The 17,392-nt window shown below is 71.4% G+C and carries 19 protein-coding genes and 1 pseudogene; 10 read left to right on the top strand and 10 right to left on the bottom strand.

Annotated features, from left to right (window positions below):
* Positions 1–236: 236 nt before the first annotated feature.
* Positions 237–695, top strand: a complete 459-nt coding sequence (locus C8D81_RS08080; RefSeq protein ID WP_094356511.1) for a response regulator — start codon at positions 237–239, stop codon at positions 693–695.
* Positions 696–705: 10 nt separating this feature from the next.
* On the top strand, positions 706–1,767 hold the full coding sequence (gene trpD, locus C8D81_RS08075; protein ID WP_094403427.1) for an anthranilate phosphoribosyltransferase: 1,062 nt from the start codon (positions 706–708) through the stop codon (positions 1,765–1,767).
* Between the two features lie 9 nt (positions 1,768–1,776).
* On the opposite strand, the gene C8D81_RS08070 is transcribed toward trpD, so the two are convergent.
* The 3 genes and pseudogenes from C8D81_RS08070 to C8D81_RS22000 all read right to left on the bottom strand — a co-directional run.
* Complete coding sequence (locus C8D81_RS08070; protein WP_166646712.1) at positions 1,777–2,466, bottom strand: prepilin peptidase; 690 nt, start codon at positions 2,464–2,466, stop codon at positions 1,777–1,779.
* Positions 2,467–2,476: 10 nt separating this feature from the next.
* Positions 2,477–2,977, bottom strand: coding sequence for a hypothetical protein (locus C8D81_RS08065; RefSeq protein ID WP_133625819.1), 501 nt, complete (start codon positions 2,975–2,977; stop codon positions 2,477–2,479).
* Between the two features lie 269 nt (positions 2,978–3,246).
* Positions 3,247–3,414, bottom strand: a pseudogene (locus C8D81_RS22000) (sunset domain-containing protein); the annotation flags it as partial.
* An 861-nt stretch (positions 3,415–4,275) separates the two neighbouring features.
* Here C8D81_RS22000 and C8D81_RS08055 point away from each other — a divergent pair.
* Together C8D81_RS08055 and C8D81_RS08050 are read left to right on the top strand one after the other, a co-directional pair.
* Complete coding sequence (locus tag C8D81_RS08055) at positions 4,276–4,794, top strand: peptidylprolyl isomerase (protein ID WP_094356516.1); 519 nt, start codon at positions 4,276–4,278, stop codon at positions 4,792–4,794.
* A gap of 4 nt (positions 4,795–4,798) precedes the next feature.
* Positions 4,799–5,809, top strand: a complete 1,011-nt coding sequence (locus C8D81_RS08050; protein ID WP_094430102.1) for a rhomboid family intramembrane serine protease — start codon at positions 4,799–4,801, stop codon at positions 5,807–5,809.
* A 9-nt stretch (positions 5,810–5,818) separates the two neighbouring features.
* Here C8D81_RS08050 and C8D81_RS08045 read toward each other — a convergent pair whose 3' ends face one another.
* From C8D81_RS08045 to C8D81_RS08035, 3 genes are read right to left on the bottom strand one after another with little or no spacing between them, the layout of a single operon-like run.
* A complete protein-coding gene (locus tag C8D81_RS08045) occupies positions 5,819–6,010 on the bottom strand; it encodes a hypothetical protein (RefSeq protein WP_094356518.1) in 192 nt (63 codons plus the stop codon).
* Entirely contained in the window at positions 6,003–6,278 is a 276-nt protein-coding gene (locus tag C8D81_RS08040; protein WP_094356519.1) for an Lrp/AsnC family transcriptional regulator, read from the bottom strand. Before C8D81_RS08040 ends, C8D81_RS08045 begins: the two co-directional genes overlap by 8 nt.
* A gap of 41 nt (positions 6,279–6,319) precedes the next feature.
* Positions 6,320–8,047, bottom strand: a complete 1,728-nt coding sequence (locus tag C8D81_RS08035) for a DEDD exonuclease domain-containing protein (RefSeq protein ID WP_094430103.1) — start codon at positions 8,045–8,047, stop codon at positions 6,320–6,322.
* A 252-nt stretch (positions 8,048–8,299) separates the two neighbouring features.
* Between C8D81_RS08035 and C8D81_RS08030 the strand changes: the two genes are divergently transcribed.
* From C8D81_RS08030 to C8D81_RS08010, 5 genes are all read left to right on the top strand, one after another.
* A complete protein-coding gene (locus tag C8D81_RS08030) occupies positions 8,300–8,545 on the top strand; it encodes a hypothetical protein (protein WP_094356521.1) in 246 nt (81 codons plus the stop codon).
* 120 nt (positions 8,546–8,665) lie between these two features.
* Complete coding sequence (locus C8D81_RS08025; RefSeq protein WP_094430104.1) at positions 8,666–9,826, top strand: C40 family peptidase; 1,161 nt, start codon at positions 8,666–8,668, stop codon at positions 9,824–9,826.
* The gene (locus C8D81_RS08020; RefSeq protein WP_133625818.1) at positions 9,750–11,042 is read left to right on the top strand and encodes a hypothetical protein; all 1,293 of its coding nucleotides are present in this window, start codon (positions 9,750–9,752) and stop codon (positions 11,040–11,042) included. Before C8D81_RS08025 ends, C8D81_RS08020 begins: the two co-directional genes overlap by 77 nt.
* Positions 11,039–12,136, top strand: a complete 1,098-nt coding sequence (locus C8D81_RS08015) for a glycosyltransferase family 4 protein (protein WP_094430107.1) — start codon at positions 11,039–11,041, stop codon at positions 12,134–12,136. Before C8D81_RS08020 ends, C8D81_RS08015 begins: the two co-directional genes overlap by 4 nt.
* Positions 12,137–12,164: 28 nt before the next feature.
* Positions 12,165–12,596 (top strand): SRPBCC family protein, encoded by a 432-nt coding sequence (locus tag C8D81_RS08010; protein ID WP_094361145.1) that lies wholly within the window; start codon positions 12,165–12,167, stop codon positions 12,594–12,596.
* Here the strand turns inward: C8D81_RS08010 and C8D81_RS08005 are convergent.
* Both C8D81_RS08005 and C8D81_RS08000 read right to left on the bottom strand, forming a co-directional pair.
* On the bottom strand, positions 12,593–13,198 hold the full coding sequence (locus C8D81_RS08005) for an MBL fold metallo-hydrolase (protein ID WP_094361143.1): 606 nt from the start codon (positions 13,196–13,198) through the stop codon (positions 12,593–12,595). The genes C8D81_RS08010 and C8D81_RS08005 overlap by 4 nt on opposite strands.
* Positions 13,195–14,313: an S-(hydroxymethyl)mycothiol dehydrogenase gene (locus C8D81_RS08000; protein ID WP_094403434.1), complete on the bottom strand. Its 1,119-nt coding sequence runs from the start codon at positions 14,311–14,313 to the stop codon at positions 13,195–13,197. Before C8D81_RS08000 ends, C8D81_RS08005 begins: the two co-directional genes overlap by 4 nt.
* A gap of 291 nt (positions 14,314–14,604) precedes the next feature.
* On the opposite strand from C8D81_RS08000, the gene C8D81_RS07995 reads away from it, so the two are divergent.
* The gene (locus tag C8D81_RS07995; RefSeq protein WP_133625817.1) at positions 14,605–15,996 is read left to right on the top strand and encodes a sulfatase family protein; all 1,392 of its coding nucleotides are present in this window, start codon (positions 14,605–14,607) and stop codon (positions 15,994–15,996) included.
* Positions 15,997–16,125: 129 nt separating this feature from the next.
* On the opposite strand, the gene C8D81_RS07990 is transcribed toward C8D81_RS07995, so the two are convergent.
* Together C8D81_RS07990 and C8D81_RS07985 are read right to left on the bottom strand one after the other, a co-directional pair.
* On the bottom strand, positions 16,126–16,572 hold the full coding sequence (locus tag C8D81_RS07990; protein ID WP_094361137.1) for a hypothetical protein: 447 nt from the start codon (positions 16,570–16,572) through the stop codon (positions 16,126–16,128).
* The gene (locus tag C8D81_RS07985; RefSeq protein ID WP_229237933.1) at positions 16,565–17,362 is read right to left on the bottom strand and encodes an alpha/beta hydrolase; all 798 of its coding nucleotides are present in this window, start codon (positions 17,360–17,362) and stop codon (positions 16,565–16,567) included. The genes C8D81_RS07990 and C8D81_RS07985 overlap by 8 nt, the downstream gene beginning before the upstream one ends.
* Positions 17,363–17,392 lie beyond the last annotated feature (30 nt).

The raw sequence follows: 17,392 nt of genomic DNA, 5'->3' as shown, positions 1-17,392 counted from the left end.
TGCGGCCTCGTCATCCCGGCATCACCGCCATGGTGGCGTTGGAATCGGATCGTTGCCCGGAACGGGGCCTCCTGGGGCCCGAATCGGGGCCCCGATGTGTTGCGGATCACGCGCCCGCGGGCGCGGGTCAGGCGCGGTTTGGGCGGTGCTGGCGGTGCGCGATAGGACGGATACACTCCCTGCGAGGTCTTAGGGTCACCAGAACGTCCGGCCGGTAGCGGCCCAGTGAGGAACAGATGAGCGCAGAATCGTCCACCCAGCGTCAGGCAACCGTGCTGGTCTACTCCGACGACCGCACGGTCCGGGACGCGATCCGGTTGGCTCTCGGCACCGAGGTGGCCCCCGACCTGCCCGCGGTGCGGGTGGTGGAGTGCGCCACCCCGCGCGCGGTCATCCAGACCATGGACAACTCGGTGGGGCAGGCCGGCCTCCGCCCGGAGGGCAGCATCGACGTGGTGGTCCTCGACGGCGAGGCGGTGCCCGCCGGCGGGATGGGGATCTGCCGCCAGCTCAAGGACGAGATCGCGCACTGCCCACCGGTGCTGGTCGTCGTCGGCCGGCAGGACGACGCGTGGCTCGCCACCTGGTCGCGGGCGGACGCCGTGGTGGCGCATCCGATCGACCCGGTGCGGTTGCCGCACGAGGTCGCCGGGCTGCTCCGCCAGCGGATCGCCGGCATCCCCGCGCAGGCCTGAAGCGGGCCCGATGGTGTCGCAACAGCGCTGGCCGGACCTGCTCACCACGCTGGTCGCCGGCAGCGATCTGAGTGCCGAGCAGACCGCCTGGGCGATGCAGGAGGTGCTCAGCGGGTCGGCGAGTGACGTCCAGCTGGCGGCCTTCGCGGTGGCGTTGCGTGCCAAGGGGGAGACGGTCGAGGAGCTGCGCGGACTGGCCGAGGCGATGCTCGACAAGGCCCGGCCGCTCGATCTCGATCCCGACGCGGTCGACGTCGTCGGGACCGGCGGGGACCGGGCCAACACCGTGAACATCTCCACGATGGCCGCGATCACCGCCGCGGCCGCCGGGGCCCGGGTGGCCAAGCACGGCAACCGGGCGGCCTCCTCGGCCTGCGGCACCGCCGACGTGCTCGAGGAGCTCGGGGTGGTGCTGGAGCTGCCCGCGGACAAGCAGCAGCAGGTGATGGACGCCGCCGGCATCGTCTTCCTGTTCGCCTCCTACTACCACTCCTCGCTGCGCCACGCGGCCGGCGTGCGCGCCGGCCTGGGCATCCAGACCACCTTCAACCTGCTCGGCCCGCTGGCCAATCCGGCCCGTCCCCGGGCCCAGGCGATCGGCATCGCCGACGCCCGCGCCGCGGCCCTGATCGCCGGGGTGCTGGCCGCCCGCGGGGTGCGCGGGATGGTCTTCCACGGTGACGACGGGCTCGATGAGCTGACCACCACCACGAGCTCGCGGATCTGGCTGATCAACGACGGGCGGGTCGTCGAGACCACCCTCGATCCGCGCGAACTCGGCATCCCTGCCGCCCGCGTCGAGGACCTGGTCGGTGGCGACCGGGTGCGCAACGCCGAGGTGGCGCGCGCGGTGTTCGCCGGTGAGCCGGGACCGGTCCGCGACATCGTCACCCTTAACGCCGCCGCCGCGCTGCTGGCCTTCGCCGGACCGGACCTGGACCGCCCGGTGGCCGAGCAGTTCGCCGAGCAGCTGGAGCGGGCCCGGACGGTGCTCGACGACGGCAGTGCCCGCGCCAAGCTGGACCTCTGGGTGCGTACCACCCGGGACGCGGCCGCCGCGCAGGACGACTGACCCTCTGGCTCAGCCGAGGCCGGGCCAGATCAGGGCAGCGAACTGGCCGATCAGCAGCGCCGGCCCGTAGGCGAACGCCCCGCGGCGGCCGCGGAGTGTCCGGTAGAGGCCGAAGGCCGCACCGGCGAAGGTGCCGAGCAGCATCGCCCAGACCAGCACCCCCCAGCCACCGGCCGCCGCGGTGGCGCCGAGCACCGGTGCCAGGCGGACGTCGCCGAAGCCGAGACCGCCGACGAACCGCCAGATCAGCCACCAGAACGCGAAGCAGAGCAGCGCCCCGAGCAGGGCGCGGACCCCGACCCGCCACCCGGCCGCCAGCACCGTGCCTGCGGCCCCGACCGCGGTCAGCACCCACAACGGCCTGGTCAGCCGCAGCGGCAGCCAGGTGGTCGCCGCATCGATGCAGCCGAGCAACACCCCCAGCGTCGCCAGCGGCAGCCACAGCGGCCAGAGCGCCGGCGGCGCCCGGCTGGTCAGCACCAGCAGCGCGGCCGCCGAACAGCCACCGACGGCGACCGCGAACCGCGGGGTGGCCAGCGCGGTATAGGGCAGTTTGCCCTGTTCGGCGCCGTCGTCGGGTTCGCCGAGTCGGGCCAGCAGCACCCGACCGGTCAGCGCCGTGCCGATCGCCAGCAGCGCCAGCACGCAGCCACCCAGGGCGGCCAGCAGCGGCGCGTCCCCCAGCTGCCGGCCGATCACGGCGCTCACTCTAGGCCGCCAGCGGCTCGGCCCCGGCGGCCCCGAGCTCCTCGGGTTCGTCGCACCAGACGGTCACCGCGCCGTGTGCCACGGCCAGCGCGGAGAGCGCCAACTCCTGCCGCAGCAGCACCGTGCCCTCGGCACCGTCACCGAGCGCGCGGACGGTGAGCTCGTCACCACCCAGGGCAGCCAGCAACTGCTCGTGCGGCACGGCGGCGGCGGTGAGCCGACGGACCAGCAGCACCGCGGGCTCGGCCCGGACCGGGGTGGCCAGCGCCTCCCGCAAGCGGTGCAGTTCGATCCGCATCAGCCGGTGCGCGGACACCGGGAACAGCTTGCGCAGCGGCCGGCCGCCGACACCGACCAATCGGTGCAGCACCCTGGGCGGCACCCCCGCGTACACCGCCAGCTCGGTCACACCCAACCCGGTCTCGGCCAGCAGCCGGCGGCAGTGCATCCGGAACGGCCGGGCATCGACCCAGTCGTGCCGCGCATCGGTGATCATCGGCATCGTCTTCCCCCCTTGAGGTGATCTCTCACCCCTTACAGGCCCGCGGGGGAGCGCCGATGTCAGTGCTGCGGGAAGGAAATCTTGCTCGCGGCGGAGTCAGTCGTCGGGGGGGGGGGCCGACACGTCACTCGGACCAACCGCTCCTCTCCCGGTTCGCTCGCGTTCGCGAGGTCGGCCGTGGGAGACCCGTGTCACCGGGCAATGAGAACGGGGCGGGCATCCCGGTGGGATGCCCGCCCCGCGGCGGTGTCAACGCTCGGCGCCGTGGCTCAGCGCTGGGCCTTCGAGAAACCGGCCTTCTCGGCGGCGTCCTCGGTGGTGAACCAGACGTCGGCGATGGTGCGCTCGTAGCCACCGCTGCCGGCGGTGTGGTACTTCATCGAGCGCTCGTTGCCCTTGATGGTGAAGCCCGCCGGCGGCTCGGCGCCGACGTAGGCGTCGGAGCCGTACTTGGAGCGGTCCACATCGGGAGCGGCGGTCTCGTTGGCCGGGCCGGTCCCGGTGGCGGTCCCGGCAGCGGCGCGGCCCGGGGCGTCCACCGGCTCGCCGAAGGACTGGGTGCTCGAGGTCGGCTTGCTCGGCTGGTACGCCGAGGCGCTGTGCGCCTGCCAGTCGGAGTCGGAGGGCGCCATGAACTTCTTCCACAGGAAGTAGCCAACGGCACCCAGCCCACCGAGGAGCAGCAGCACCACGAAGCCGCCACCCTTCTTCTTGGTCTTGGCCGGCTTGGCGCTCTTGCGCAGCGCCTTGATCTGCTGGGCCTGGGCCTTCTGCAGCTTCTTGCGGTCGCCGCGGGACAGCGTCAGGTCGCCGCGGAGGGCCTGCAGGGCGGCCAGACCGCGGTACTGCGCCTCCTGGGCGTTCGGGTTGTTCGCCAGATTCTCCAGTGCATCGGAGATCTTCGGCACCACGTCCTCATAGCTGCCGCGGGCCTTGATCTTGGCGGCAGAGACGGCCGGGGCCACTGCCACAGCGGCCTGCTGGGCGTACGCATTGCCCTTCTCCTTGGCGCTCGCAGCCAGCGGGGCGATCCGCTTGCGGGCGTCGGCGAGATAGGCGGCACCGGTCTCCGCGGCCGTGTGAGTGATCTCTGCGGCGGCGTTCTTCTTTGCCTTCACTTTTCCTCCGAGTTCGTATGGGGCCTCCCGGATGGGAGTTCTGCCACGGTATCCGTCCCGGGCAACCCGGTTGCGGGCGGGGGCTGTCCGGTCCCCCTCATTGGGAGGAGCGTGCCAAGATGGAGCCACCCGCCGAGGTGGCGGGACAACGGCATACCCCCGCAGAGAAAGGTGCCCACGGTGGCGAAGACCGCGACCCTGCACACCAACCACGGCGACGTGGTGATCAACCTGTTCGAGAACCACGCGCCGAAGACCGTCGACAACTTCGTCGGCCTGGCCACCGGCACCAAGGAGTACGCCGACCCGGAGACGGGGGAGAAGAAGACCGGCAAGTTCTACGACGGCCTGGGCTTCCACCGGATCATCGACGGCTTCATGATCCAGGGCGGCGATCCGGTCGGCAACGGCACCGGCGGTCCCGGGTACAAGTTCGGCGACGAGTTCCACCCCGAGCTGCAGTTCGATCGTCCCTACCTGCTCGCGATGGCGAACGCCGGGCCCGGTACGAACGGTTCGCAGTTCTTCATCACCGTCACCCAGACCCCGCACCTGAACCGTCGGCACACCATCTTCGGTGAGGTCGCCGATCAGGCCAGTCGCGATGTCGTGGACGCCATCGCCAAGGTGCGTACCGGTTCGTCGGACCGCCCGGTGGAGCCGGTCGTGATCGAGTCGGTCGAGGTCTCCGAGAGCTGATTCCATGACCGAGGGGCGCGACGACAGGCCGGACTTCACCTGGGAGGAGTTCGCGGCCTCACCAGGGCCCGGTGGCGGGCCGCCGCCCAGTGACGACGAGCGCTTCAAGCCCTGCTTCCGGCACCCGGACCGCTCCACCGGAATCACCTGCCAGCGGTGCGACCGCGCTATCTGCGGGGAATGCATGCGACCCGCCTCGGTGGGTTTCCAGTGCCCGGTCTGCGTCGCGGAGCAGCAGCTCGCCGACCATCCCTCCGGCGGCGGTCGCGGTGGCCGCGGCCGTGGCCGGCGGGGTGGCTCCGGCCGGGGTGGCGGCAGCAACTGGCGCGGCGGCGGTTCCGGTGGCCGCCGGCCGTTCAGCGGCCCCTCGCTGGCCGGGTTCCGGCTCGGCGGTGGCCCGGTCACCGTCACCGCGGCGCTGATGGTGCTGATGGCCTCGGTCGGGCTGATCGACCTGGTCACCCCCGGCCGACTCGCCAGCCAGGTGCTCGGCTATTCCAGCACCGGCCTGGCGCAGGGTCAGCTCTGGCGGCTGGTCACCGGCATCCTGGTGCCCAGCGGCACGATTCTCAGCCTGCTGCTGAACCTGCTCTTCCTGTGGCTGATCGGCCGCGATGTGGAGGCCGCGCTGGGTCGCGGCCGGATGGTCGGGATCGCGATCATCTCCGGGCTCGGCTCGGCGGCCGCCCTCTCGCTGCTCTATCCGACGATTCCGCTGTGGGGGCTGGCGTACAGCGTGATCATCGGGCTGATCGCCGCTCGCGCCGCGCTCGGCTACCGGGCCGGTGAGGACGTCCGCAGCTATCTGATCCTGTTCGCGATCCTGCTGGTGTTCAATCTGGTCGTCGGGTCGATGGCCGGGGCGGTGAGCCTGCTCGGTGCGGTGATCGCCGGGATCGCGAGTGGTGCGCTGCTCGGGACGGCGAGCGCGAACCGGACCCGGTTCGACACGATCGCGTTGATCACCCTCGGTGTCGTGCTGGCCGGCGTCTGCCTGGGCCGCGCGGTCGTCTGACGGCCGCGGTCAGTAGCCCGGGCTGGCGGTCGGGATCGGGATCGGGGTCCACGCCTCCTGCCGGGCCAGTGCCCAGGCGAGTACGCCGACGGTCACCGCCAGCAGGGTGGTCAGGATCGCCAGCGTCACCCAGAACCGCCGCGAGCGCGAGCGATGCTCCAGCAGCGGATCCTCGGTGGGCCCAGGGGCCTTGTCAGTCACCGAGGGAGAAGGCCGCATCGAGGTCATGGCTGGAGTAGGCCCGGAACGCGATATGGGTCTCGGTGTCACTCACTCCGGGGATCTTGTTCAGCCGGTCGGCCACCACCGCGGCGACGGCGTCGTGGTCGCGGACCCGGACCATCGTGATCAGGTCCACCCGGCCGGTCACCGAGTAGACCTCGGTCACCCCATCGAGAGCGGCGATCTGTTCAGCCACCTCGGGAATCCGGGCGACATCGGCCTTGACGAAGACGATGGCAGTGACCATGGTTCGCACCCTATCCAATCTCTGTTCGGCTCGCGCGGCGCTCACCGACGCTCGCCGAGGGTGTGCGCGGCCAAGCCGCCCTCGCCGAGCCCGACGTGCAGCGGCCAGGACCAGTCGCCGGTCACCTCGATCAGGCGTACGCCCGGAGATTCCAGCCAGGCGGCGATCCGCTCGGCCTCCTCGACCGTCCCGGCGGGCAGTGGCGGCGGCGGAGCGACCACGGTCTCGGCCAGGGTCACCGCCTCCCGGGCCACCGCCTGCGGCACCTCACCGGGCCGGGCCAGCGCCGCACCGGCCAACCGGCCGTGGCGGATCACATGGATCTCCCAGCCCTGGTCGGTGTGCCGGGCGGCGACCAGTTCCGGGCAGCGGGACAGGCTCGCGACCCGGTGGTGGCGCAGGGCGGTGCTGGACCAGGCGGTCAGCCGGTCCCGCAGCACCTCGGCCTCCTCGAACCGCTGCTGTTCGATCAACCGGTGCATCCGGGACCGGGCCGCGGCCAGCACCGGACGGACATCGCCCGCCAGGCACTCCCGCAACTGCTCGACCACCGCGGCGTACTCCTCGAGGCCAACGGAGTGGTCGCAGGGGGACAGACAGCGGCCCATCCCGGCCAGCGCGCATGGCGATCCCATGCCGCGCAGCGTCAACCGGTCGGTGCACTGCCGGATCGGGAAGGCGTCGTGCAGGGCGGCCAGCACCTGCTCGGCGGACTGCCGGTTGCGGAACGGGCCCAGATAGCTGGCGTCGTCGGCGCGCACCTGGCGGACCAGGGAGAGCCGGGGATAGGGCTCGTCGGTGACCTTCAGCCAGTGCAGCTTCCGGGGGAACCTGGAGCGCCGGTTGTAGCGCGGGGAGTGTTGCTCGATCAGCCGCAGCTCGGTCACCTCGGCCTGCAACGGGGTCACGCAGACCACCGCCTGCACGCCGTGCGCGACCCGGACCATCTCATCCATCCGGCGCCGGGTCTCGGCCGCGGTGAAGTAGCTGCGCACCCGGCGGCGGATGTTCGTGGACTTGCCGACATAGAGCACCCGGCGCTGCGGGCCGTCGGGCCCCGGCACCTCGTCGTGGAAGAGATAGACCCCGGGTTTGGCGGGCAGGTCATCGGCCCAGGTGCGCTTGGCGCGGCGCTGCGGGGAGACGCGGCGGGTGAACTCGAGCAGATCCTCCAGGGTGTGTACGCCGAGGTTGCCGATCCGCTCGATCAGGCCGTGCAGCACATCGACGGTGGCCCGCGCGTCGGAGAGCGCCCGGTGGTTCGGGGTGGTGGCGGCGTGGAAGTGGTTGGCCAGGGTGGCGAGCTTGTGGTTCGGCACCTCGTCGCGGAGCAGCACCTGCCGGGCGAGGGCGACGGTGTCCAGGGTGCGCGGGGCCGGCCAGGGCTGTTCGTGGGTGGCGCAGGCCCGTTTCAGGAAACCGATGTCGAAGCCGGCATTGTGCGCGACCCAGACCGCGCCGCGGCCGAACTCCAGGAACGCAGGCAGCACCTCGGCGAGCCTCGGCGCGCCGGCGACCAGCTGGTTGGTGATGCCGGTGAGCACCTGGATCAGCGCCGGGATGTGGGTGTTCGGGTCGACCAGCGTCTGGAACTCACCGATCACCTCACCGCCGCGCACCTTGACCGCGCCGATCTCGGTGATCGCATCGCTCTCGGACCCGCCGGTGGTCTCCAGGTCGACGACCACGAAGGTGGTCTCCGGCAGCGGCGTACCCAGATCGGTCAGGCTGGGTTGCAGGGGTGGTGCGATGCGGTGGGCCGTCGACATGCCCCGCACGCTAAGCAACACCTCTGACAATCTTTCGTCGGCTCGCGCGCGGCGCGCCATCACCCCGCTCTTCGGCCCAGTCGTCGAAATCCCTCGCGATCGGTCTGTTGCTGGTCGCGTCGTGGGACGCGGGGATTTCTCCTTGGTGGGCCTGCATCGCGGGGGCGCGCCGCTGGACGCTCGCCTCCCGTGATGGCGCGCCGCGCGCGAGCCGACAACAGACTGTCAGACCTCTTCTCCACACTTCTGGGCATGGAGACGATTGAGATTGATTGCGGGACCTGCATCGCGCGGCCGAAGGCCTGCTCCGACTGCGTCATCTCGGTGCTGATGGGGGTGCCCGAGGATCGCCACGACCGGGTCGAGCTGGCGACCGAGGAGCAGGAGGCGCTGGCGGTGCTCGCGGACCAGGGACTGGTTCCGCCGCTCCGGCTGGTACGCCCGGTGCCGCCTGAGGAACCTGAGAGCCTGCCCGTGCGGTTCGCGGGAAACCTGTAAAGACCCCGCGCCAACTCTGACCGGACTCTCAGGTTGCGGTGATCCTTTCGTGACCTTAGGGTGACTGCGGGCGGGGTGGCTCTGCCCACCCACCCGGTCTGGTGATTGAAGGGGACTCGCATGCACAAGGCGCTGCGCGCCGGCGTACTGGCCGTGACGATCGGTGCCCTCGGCGCCACCCTCGCACCGCAGTGGGCACAGGCCGATCCGGGCGCGGTGGCACGGGCCAAGGAGAAGGTCGAGCAGCTGTCGATGGACGCCGCCGCCCTGGATCAGGAGGCGCTCGGCGCCCAGGAGAACCTCGACGCCGCGACCAAGCGACTGGCGACCCGGGAGGGTGACGTCGCCCAGCAGGCCAACAAGGTCGACCGGATGCGCACCCAGGTCGGGCAGGTCGCGCTCGCCCAGTTCCAGAACCGGACGCTCAGCCCCAGCACCCAGATCATCCTGCGCTCGGACCAGGATTCCTTCCTCAGCGAATATTCGACGGTCCAGCAGGTCACCGCGAACCAGAACAGCACGCTGCAGTCGTTCCAGACCGAGCAGGCCAACCTGGCCGACATGAAGCGCGGCGCCGCCGCCGATGTGGACACCATCGACAAGTCCACCAAGGCGATCAAGAAGTCCCGCGAGGATTCCGCCAAGAAGCTCGCCGAGGCACAGCAGGTCCTCGATCGGCTGAGCGCGGAGGAGCGCGCCCGGCTCGCCGAGGAACAGGCCCGGGAGGCCCGCGAGGCCGAGCAGCGTGCCCAGGCCGCGGCGCAGCAGGAGGAGAGCACCGCCGAGACCGCCGGCCGGCGCAGCACCGCCACCCCGAGCGCCTCGCGCACCCCCAGCGCGTCCGCCAGCCCGAAGCCGAGCCGTTCGGCCAGCCCCGCGGCCGAGCGTTCCAGCGATGCCAAGGCCGCCGTCGAGACCCCGCCGGTGCCGGCCGGTTCCTCGCGCGCCGGGGCTGCGATCGCCTTCGCCAAGGCCCAGGTCGGCAAGCCCTACCGCTGGGGCGGCACCGGGCCCGACGCCTACGACTGCTCCGGCCTGACCGGCGCCGCCTGGAAGGCCGCCGGGGTGTCCCTGCAGCGGACCTCCCAGCAGCAGTACGCCAGCGGCAACAAGATCCCGATCAGCCAGATCCAGCCCGGTGACCTGGTGTTCTACGGCAGCCTCACCCATGTCGCGCTCTACATCGGCAACGGCACCGTCATCCATGCGCCGAACTCCTCGGTCCCCGTCCAGTACGCCTCCCTCACCAGCCGTTACACCCTGGCGGTGCGCGTCGGCTGATCGCCGAGGGTGGGCCCGGGGCGCCGCCTCGGTCCTGCTCGCGCTGAGCCTGGCGGGTTGCGGTACGCCGTCGGCGCCGCCCGCTCCCGCGCCACCACCGTCACCGCCGCCCGCCACCACGTCGGCGACCGACTGGCCCGGTTTCGTCGCCGCACTGCAGCGGGCCCTGGGCGATCCGGCGGCCTTCGCCGGCCTGCTCGACCCCCAGGCGGTTGCCGCTGATCCCGGCCTGGCCCAGGCCGCCGAACAACTGCGCAGCAACCTGGGGCGCTTCGAGGTCACCCTCACCGCCACCAGCCGGACCGCGACCCCGGCCCCGGCCACCGTGGCCCGCCTCGGAACCGGTCTGGAGGTCCGCGAACTCGCCGTGGCCTGGCGGGTGGCCGGCGAACCCGTCGCCGCCGAGCACCGGATCTTCCTCACCGCGGCCCGCCGCGACGGTGCCCTGCGGCTCGCCGGACTCGGCGATGCGCCCGCCGACAGCACCCGGCAGGAACCGATCTGGTGGCGGCAGCCGGTCCGCGTCGCCAACCGGCCCGGGGCGGCGGTGATCACCGCCGCCGGTACCGACCCGGACCCCTGGCTCGCCGAACTGGACCGGGCCCGCGGACCGCTCGCCGCCCGTGGGTTGAACCCGCCGCTGCTGGTCGCCGAACTGCCCGACGGCCCGGACACCTTCGAGCGGCTGCTCGGCGTACCCCCGAACAGCCGCCGCGACATCGCCGCCGCGGCCTGGACCGAGGGGCCCGCCGTGCGGATCGTGATCAACCCCGCCGCGGCAGCGGCCACCACCGGCGCCGCCCGGAGCATCCTGATCACCCACGAGGCCACCCACCTGGCCACCGGCAGCGTGCGGCTGCCGGCCCCGCTCTGGTTCAACGAGGGGTACGCCGACCTGGTCGCGCTCGGCGACCAGCCCGAGGCCGCCGGGCAGCTGACGGCCCAGCTCGCCGCCGACCAGCGACGGTACGGGCCCGCCGCGGGGCCGCCCACCGATGCCGAACTCGCCGCCGGTGCGCCCCGGCTGGCCGAGGCGTACACCCGCGCCTGGACCGCCGTCCGGGTGCTCGACCGCGGCGACCGCAGCGCCGACCGGGTGCTGCAGGGGCTGCGGGCCGGCCGGAGCTGGCCGGAGGCACTGGCCGCGGCCGGCTGGGACGAACGCGCCCTCGATGCCGCGGTCGCGGCCGAGCTGAGCCGGCTGGCGGCCCGATGAGCCGCACCACGCTGGTGATCAGCAATGACTTCCCGCCCCGGATCGGCGGCATCGAGAACTTCGTCGCCACCGTCTGCGACCTGCTCGACGGTGACGTGGTGGTGCTGACCAGCGACCACCCCGACGCCGCCGCCCACGATCGCGAACTGTCCTTCCCGGTGCACCGGCTGCCCGGGCCGCTGCTGCCCACCGGAGCACTGGCCGAGCGGGGGTTGGACCTGCTGCACCGGTACCGGGCCAGCCGAATCGTCTACGGTGCCGCCGCCCCGCTCGGTCTGCTCGGCGACCGGCTGCGGCCGACCGCGACCCGCCAGTTCGCGCTCAGCCACGGCCACGAGGTCTGGTGGGCGAGCCTGCCGGGCAGCCGCCGGCTGCTGCGCCGGATCGGGGACCGGGTCGATGCGATCTCCACCATCTCCGGATACGCCGCCGCGCGGATCGCGCCCGCCCTGTCGGCGCCCGCCCGGGCCCGGTTGGTCCGGCTGCCGCCGCCGATCGACCCGGCCTTCACCGCCACCGCGGGGGAGCGCGCCCCGGGGCCACCGGTGGTGCTCGCCGCGGCGAGAATGATCCGGCAGAAGGGCCTGGACACCCTGATCGAGGCCTGGCGGCTGCTGCGCCGCGACCATCCCGACCTGCCCGGGCGGTTGCGGCTGCTCGGTGACGGGCCGCAGCGCCCGGCGCTGCTCCGGCGGGCCGCGGGTCTGGCCGATGTCGAGTTCGGCGGCGGCGTACCGCACCCGGCGATGCCCGCCGAACTGGCCCGGGCCGCGCTCTTCGCCGCCCCGGTCCGTACCCGGCTCGGCGGGCTCAACCCCGAGGGCCTCGGGCTGGCGATGCTGGAGGCGGCGGCCGTCGGCCTGCCGGTGCTGGTCGGGGATTCCGGCGGCGCGCCCGAGACCGTCACCCGATCATCGGGCCTGGTGCTCCCCGACGATCCGTACGCCTGGTCGGCGGCGCTGGCGGCGCTGCTGGCCGATCCGGCCCGCCGCGCCGCGATGGGCGCCGCCGGCAGCGACCACGTCCGCGACCACTTCGGCACCGCCGCGGCCCGGCGTACCCTCCGAACCGCACTCGACCTGCCGCTAGAGTGAGCGGCCCCAGACCACCAGGAGGGACGAGATGGCCGACCAGACCACCGCCAGCATCGAGATCGACGCAACCCCGGATGATGTGATGGCGGTGATCGCGGACATCCCGGCCTACCCGCAGTGGGTGGACAACCTGGTCTCCGCGACCGTGCTCTCCGAAGCCGATGGCCGCCCGGACCGGGTGCGGATGGTGCTCAAGCACCCGATGATCTCCGACGACTACACCCTGGCCTACACCTGGAGCGATATGCAGGTGTCCTGGAAGCTCGTCGAGGCCAAGGTGCTGAAGGCGATGGACGGTTCCTACACCCTCGAAGAGATCGCGAACGGCACCCGGGTCACCTACGCGCTCAAGGTCGACATCAAACTGCCGATGCTGGGCGCGCTGAAGCGCAAGGCCGAGAAGACGATCATCGACGGAGCCCTGCAGGGGTTGAAGAAGCGGGTGGAGAGCCTGGGCTAGGCGCCCAGCGCCTCCTTCTCCGCACCGATCGTGGTGGAATCACCGTGGCCGGTGTGCACGACGGTCTCGGTGGGGAGCACGAACAGCTTCTCGCGGATCGAGGCCTTGATCGTGTCTTCATTGGAAAAGCTGCGTCCGGTCGCGCCCGGGCCGCCCTGGAACAGGGTGTCACCGGAGAACAGCACGCCGTCGGCGGGCAGATAGACGCAGACCGCGCCCGGCGCGTGGCCCGGGGTGTGGATCACCCGGACCTCCTCACCGGCCACCATCAGCTTCTCGCCGTCGCGCAGATCGCGGTCCCACTCGGTACCGGGGTGGGTGAGGTCCCACAGCGGCTTGTCATCGGGGTGCAGCAGGATCGGCGCATCGACCTTGTCGGCCAGTTCGTGCACCACCCGCACATGGTCGTCGTGGGCGTGGGTGCACAGCACCGCGAGCACCCGCCGGTCGCCGACCACCTCCAGGATCTGGGCCACCGAGTGCGGGGCATCGATGATCACGCACTCGGTGTCGTCGCCGATCACCCAGACGTTGTTGTCGACGTCGAAGGTCTCCCCGTCGAGGGTGAAGGTGCCCGAGGTGACGGTGTGGTCGATCCTCATCGCTGCCCCTCCCCGATCATCACGACCGAACGCAGCACGTCGCCGCCATGCATCTTGTCGAAGGCGGACTCGATGTCGGTGATCCCGATCTTCTCGGTGACGAAGGCGTCCAGCGGCAACCGGCCCTGCAGATAGAGGTCGATCAGCATCGGGAAATCCCTGCTGGGCAGGCAATCGCCGTACCAGGACGACTTCGTCGCGCCACCGTGGCCGAAGACCTCCAGCAGCGGGGTCTCCCATGTCATGTCCGGGGTGGGTACGCCGACCAGCACCGCGGTGCCGGCCAGGTCGCGGGCCTTGAACGCCTGGTCGAAGGTCTCCGGCCGGCCCACCGCGTCGATCACCACATCGGCGCCGAAGGTGTCGGTGAGCTCGCGGATCTTCTCCACCACATCCGATTCGGCCTTGGCGTCGATGGTGTGGGTGGCGCCCAGTTCGGTCGCCTTGTCCAGTTTGCGCTGATCGGTGTCGACCGCGATCACCGTCGTCGCCCCGGCCAGTACCGCGCCGACGACCGCCGCCATCCCGACACCGCCGCAGCCGATCACCGCGACCGAGTCGCCGCGGCCCACCTGGCCGGTGTTGATCGCCGAGCCGATACCGGCCATCACGCCGCAACCGAGCAGCCCGGCGACCTCCGGCTTCGCCTCGGGGTCGACCTTGGTGCACTGACCGGCGGCGACCAGCGTCTTCTCGATGAAGGCGCCGATGCCGAGCGCGGGGGAGAGCTCGGCGCCCGCGTCCGGGTCACCCTCGGCCAGGGTCATCTTCTGGGTCGCGTTGTGGGTGGCGAAGCAGTACCACGGCTTGCCCTTCTTGCAGGCGCGGCATTCGCCGCAGACCGCGCGCCAGTTGAGCACCACGTAGTCACCGGGGGCGACCTCGGTGACCCCCTCGCCGACGGCCTCGACCACCCCGGCGGCCTCGTGGCCGAGCAGGAACGGGAACTCGTCGTTGATACCGCCCTCGCGGTAGTGCAGATCGGTGTGGCAGACCCCGCAGGCCTGGACCTGGACCAGTGCCTCACCCGGTCCGGGATCGGGGACATTGATGTCGACGACCTCGACCTCGGCACCCTTCGTGCGGGCGATGACACCCTTGACGGTCTGCGGCATTGCTTCCTCCTGCGGTGTGCTGGTTTTCACCAGTCTGTTGGAGATGCGGGACTCGGGCAAACCGGGCGCTAACATCGGCCATGTCCGCTCGATCAGTGAGAAATGGATAGCCAGAAGGGGAAAACATGTGCCGACCGGTGCCGTGTGAGAAGTGTGGCAAGACGACCTGGGCCGGCTGCGGTGACCACGTCGAGGACGTGAAGCGCCAGGTACCGGCCGATCAGTGGTGCACCTGCCCGCGCTGAACATGACTGTTCCCGGACCTCGATTCCGGCTGGGTAGGGTGCCGACGTGAGGCCGAACGTCCTGTTCATCGTGTCCGACGATCACGGGTACGCCGACCGGTCCGCGGCGGGCATCCACCCCGATGTGCACACCCCGGCGCTCGACCGGTTGGCGGCCGAAGGGGTGACCTGCACCGACGCGTACGTGACCGCCCCGATCTGCAGCCCGTCCCGCGCCGCGTTGATCTCCGGCCGCTACCAGCAGCGCTGGGGTGCGCTGTGGTTCGACTCCAGCCGGTTCGCCCCCGACGACCTGCCGACGATCGCGGAAGCCCTTGCCGGACAGGGATATCGGACCGGCTACTTCGGGAAGGTGCACTACGGCCGTGAGGAGGTCGGCGATCGCGCCTGCCCACCGCACCACGGCTTCCAGACCACCCTCTACGGCCTGGCCGGGCAGTCGACCGGTCGGCTCAACTACCTGCGCCACTCCAGCGCGGCGAGCGAGGAATATGGCCCCGAGGCGACCCGGTACCTGGCGGTACAACCGCTGCTCAGTGGCGACGAACCGGTCGAACACGAAGGGTTCCTGACCAGCTTCCTCGGCGAGCAGGCCCGCGACTTCATCCGCGCCGACGGCGCTGCGGGCCAGCCGTTTTTCTGCATGCTCGCGTTCAACGCCGTGCACAACTTCTGCTGGCAACTTCCCGCCGACGAACTCGCCAAGCGCGGCCTGCCGCCGCTTGAGGACTGGAAGCCCGGTGAGGTCCCATACGGCGAGTGGTACGACGACTCGATCCAGCCCAACCTGGAGCACGGCCGGGACTACTATCTCGCCCAACTCGAACTGATGGATGCCGAGATCGGCAAGGTGCTCGAGTTGCTCGACCAGACCGGGCAGGCCGACAACACGATCGTGGTCTATCTGACCGACAACGGCGGTTCCACCTGCAACTACGGCGACAACACGCCGTTGCGGGGCACCAAGTATTCACTGTGGGAGGGCGGAATCCGGGTTCCGATGCTGGTCCGCTGGCCGGCCGGGTTGCCGGCCGGTGCTGCCACCGGTGCGCTGATCAGCAGCCTGGACGTCTATCCGACCGTCCTCGCCGCGGCCGGCGCCGACCCCGCCAGCTGGCAGCACGCGGACGGCCGCCCCCAACTCGACGCGCTCCGCGGGGAGAGCGGTGGCCACGACTCGCTGCACTGGGAGTGCGGTTTCCAGTGGGCGGTCCGCGATGCCGAGTGGAAGCTCAGCTTCACCGACGGCGAGTCACCGGAGGTGCAGCACCTCGCATCCTACGAACACGCGCCGATGGGTTCGGGGTTGTGGCTGACCAGGCTGACCGACGACATCGGCGAGACCACCAACCTCGCCGAGGAACACCCCGATCAGGTCGCGCGGCTGACCGAACTCCACGACGCCTGGCGCGCCGACATCGGACTGGGCGCGCGGTAGCGCCCCGCAAGCCGGCGACCGATCGTGTCCCGGGGGCCGACCTCGGCGGGCGTGGCTTCGACTCGCTCGTTCCTCGCTCGCTCAGCCGACGGGGGAAGGTCGTTCCTCGCTCGCTCAGCCGACGCGGGATCAGACGACCGCGCCGTCACCGTCACCGGGGTCGCGGTCGCGGGGGAGGGCCCGCCAGCCGATCAGCATGGCGCCGACGAAGGCGGCCACCGCGGTCCAGGCGACCCACATCGGCAACCGGATCCCGGCGATGACCAGCACCAGGATGACCACGCAGTAGCCGAGCAGGCCCAGCGAGACCAGTGCCGGTGTCTTCGGGCGCGGCATCGGCTGCGCCTCCGGCTTCCACTCCGAGGGATCCGGCTCGTCGGGTTCGGCGCGCTCCAGGGAATCGCCGAGGTTGAACCAGCCCGGGTCCGGCTCGGGTGCCCGCGGGGGCGTACGCCGTCCCGACAGGTCCGGCGGTTCGCTCGGGGAGGGTGAGCTGTCCGGGCCGCCGCCCAGCTCCAGCCCGGAGACCAGCTCGGCGAAGTCCCGGTCGTAGTCCTCGGGTCGGCGCTCAGGCATCCTCGGCCTCCGCCGCGCGGGCGCTGTGGCGACCGAAGAACTCCGCCGACTCGGCGAAGATGTCCTCGGCCTCGTAGTCCATGGTGGCGACGTGGTAGCTGCGGGTCAGCACCCGCTCGGTCACCTCCGCCGAGGACACACCCTCCTGGATCAGCCGCGCCGAGGTCGGATCGACCACATGGTCCTGCTCGGAGCGGAACATCAGGATCGGCTGATCGACCCGGTCCAGGTTGGTGCGGATGTCCAGCCACATCCGGGTCTGCTGCAGCAGTGCCTTCAACGGAGTCCGCCGATAGCCGTATTCGTCGGCACCGGGTTTGGCGATGTCACCGGAGATCGCGGCCAGCGAGGGCACGAACCGGCTGAGCACCGGAAGCACCAGCAATCGCTTGTCCGACAGGGCGATCGCCGGGTTCACCAGGACCAGCCCGCGGATGTCGGAGCCCTGCCGTTCGGCGAGCCGCAGTGCCATCCCGCCACCCATCGACAGGCCACCGACGAAGACGGTGTCGCACTGCTGGCGCAGCTCCCGCAGCGCGGTCTCCGCGGCGGCGTACCACTCCTGCCAGGTGGTGTCGTTCAGCTGCTGCCAGGTGGTGCCGTGACCCGGCCACAGCGGCACCGACACCCGGTAGCCGGCCTCGATCAGATACTCGGCCCACTCGCGCATCGACCAGGGCGTACCGGTGAAACCGTGGCAGAGCAGCACGCCCACCTCACCCGAGCCGCCGTGGATCGGCGCCGCATGCTCGGCAATCAGCGCGTCTGCGGCCTGCTCGTCGGTCACCACGGACCAACTGTATTACGCACCGGCAGCCGG

The sequence above is a fragment of the Enemella evansiae genome (assembly GCF_004362375.1).
GTDB lineage: Bacteria > Actinomycetota > Actinomycetes > Propionibacteriales > Propionibacteriaceae > Enemella > Enemella evansiae.
This window is presented reverse-complemented; position numbering and strand designations above follow the sequence as displayed.

What these genes read in the sequence shown, in the direction of transcription:
- trpD (WP_094403427.1), top strand. Translation starts at nt 706, where the DNA reads ATGGTGTCGCAACAGCGCTGGCCGGACCTGCTCACCACGCTGGTCGCC.
- C8D81_RS08000 (WP_094403434.1), bottom strand. Translation starts at nt 14,313, where the DNA reads ATGCCGCAGACCGTCAAGGGTGTCATCGCCCGCACGAAGGGTGCCGAG.
- C8D81_RS08080 (WP_094356511.1), top strand. Translation starts at nt 237, where the DNA reads ATGAGCGCAGAATCGTCCACCCAGCGTCAGGCAACCGTGCTGGTCTAC.
- C8D81_RS08065 (WP_133625819.1), bottom strand. Translation starts at nt 2,977, where the DNA reads ATGCCGATGATCACCGATGCGCGGCACGACTGGGTCGATGCCCGGCCG.
- C8D81_RS07990 (WP_094361137.1), bottom strand. Translation starts at nt 16,572, where the DNA reads ATGCCTGAGCGCCGACCCGAGGACTACGACCGGGACTTCGCCGAGCTG.
- C8D81_RS08005 (WP_094361143.1), bottom strand. Translation starts at nt 13,198, where the DNA reads ATGAGGATCGACCACACCGTCACCTCGGGCACCTTCACCCTCGACGGG.
- C8D81_RS08015 (WP_094430107.1), top strand. Translation starts at nt 11,039, where the DNA reads ATGAGCCGCACCACGCTGGTGATCAGCAATGACTTCCCGCCCCGGATC.
- C8D81_RS08035 (WP_094430103.1), bottom strand. Translation starts at nt 8,047, where the DNA reads ATGTCGACGGCCCACCGCATCGCACCACCCCTGCAACCCAGCCTGACC.
- C8D81_RS08020 (WP_133625818.1), top strand. Translation starts at nt 9,750, where the DNA reads ATGCGCCGAACTCCTCGGTCCCCGTCCAGTACGCCTCCCTCACCAGCC.
- C8D81_RS08030 (WP_094356521.1), top strand. Translation starts at nt 8,300, where the DNA reads ATGGAGACGATTGAGATTGATTGCGGGACCTGCATCGCGCGGCCGAAG.
- C8D81_RS08050 (WP_094430102.1), top strand. Translation starts at nt 4,799, where the DNA reads ATGACCGAGGGGCGCGACGACAGGCCGGACTTCACCTGGGAGGAGTTC.
- C8D81_RS08025 (WP_094430104.1), top strand. Translation starts at nt 8,666, where the DNA reads ATGCACAAGGCGCTGCGCGCCGGCGTACTGGCCGTGACGATCGGTGCC.
- C8D81_RS08010 (WP_094361145.1), top strand. Translation starts at nt 12,165, where the DNA reads ATGGCCGACCAGACCACCGCCAGCATCGAGATCGACGCAACCCCGGAT.
- C8D81_RS08040 (WP_094356519.1), bottom strand. Translation starts at nt 6,278, where the DNA reads ATGGTCACTGCCATCGTCTTCGTCAAGGCCGATGTCGCCCGGATTCCC.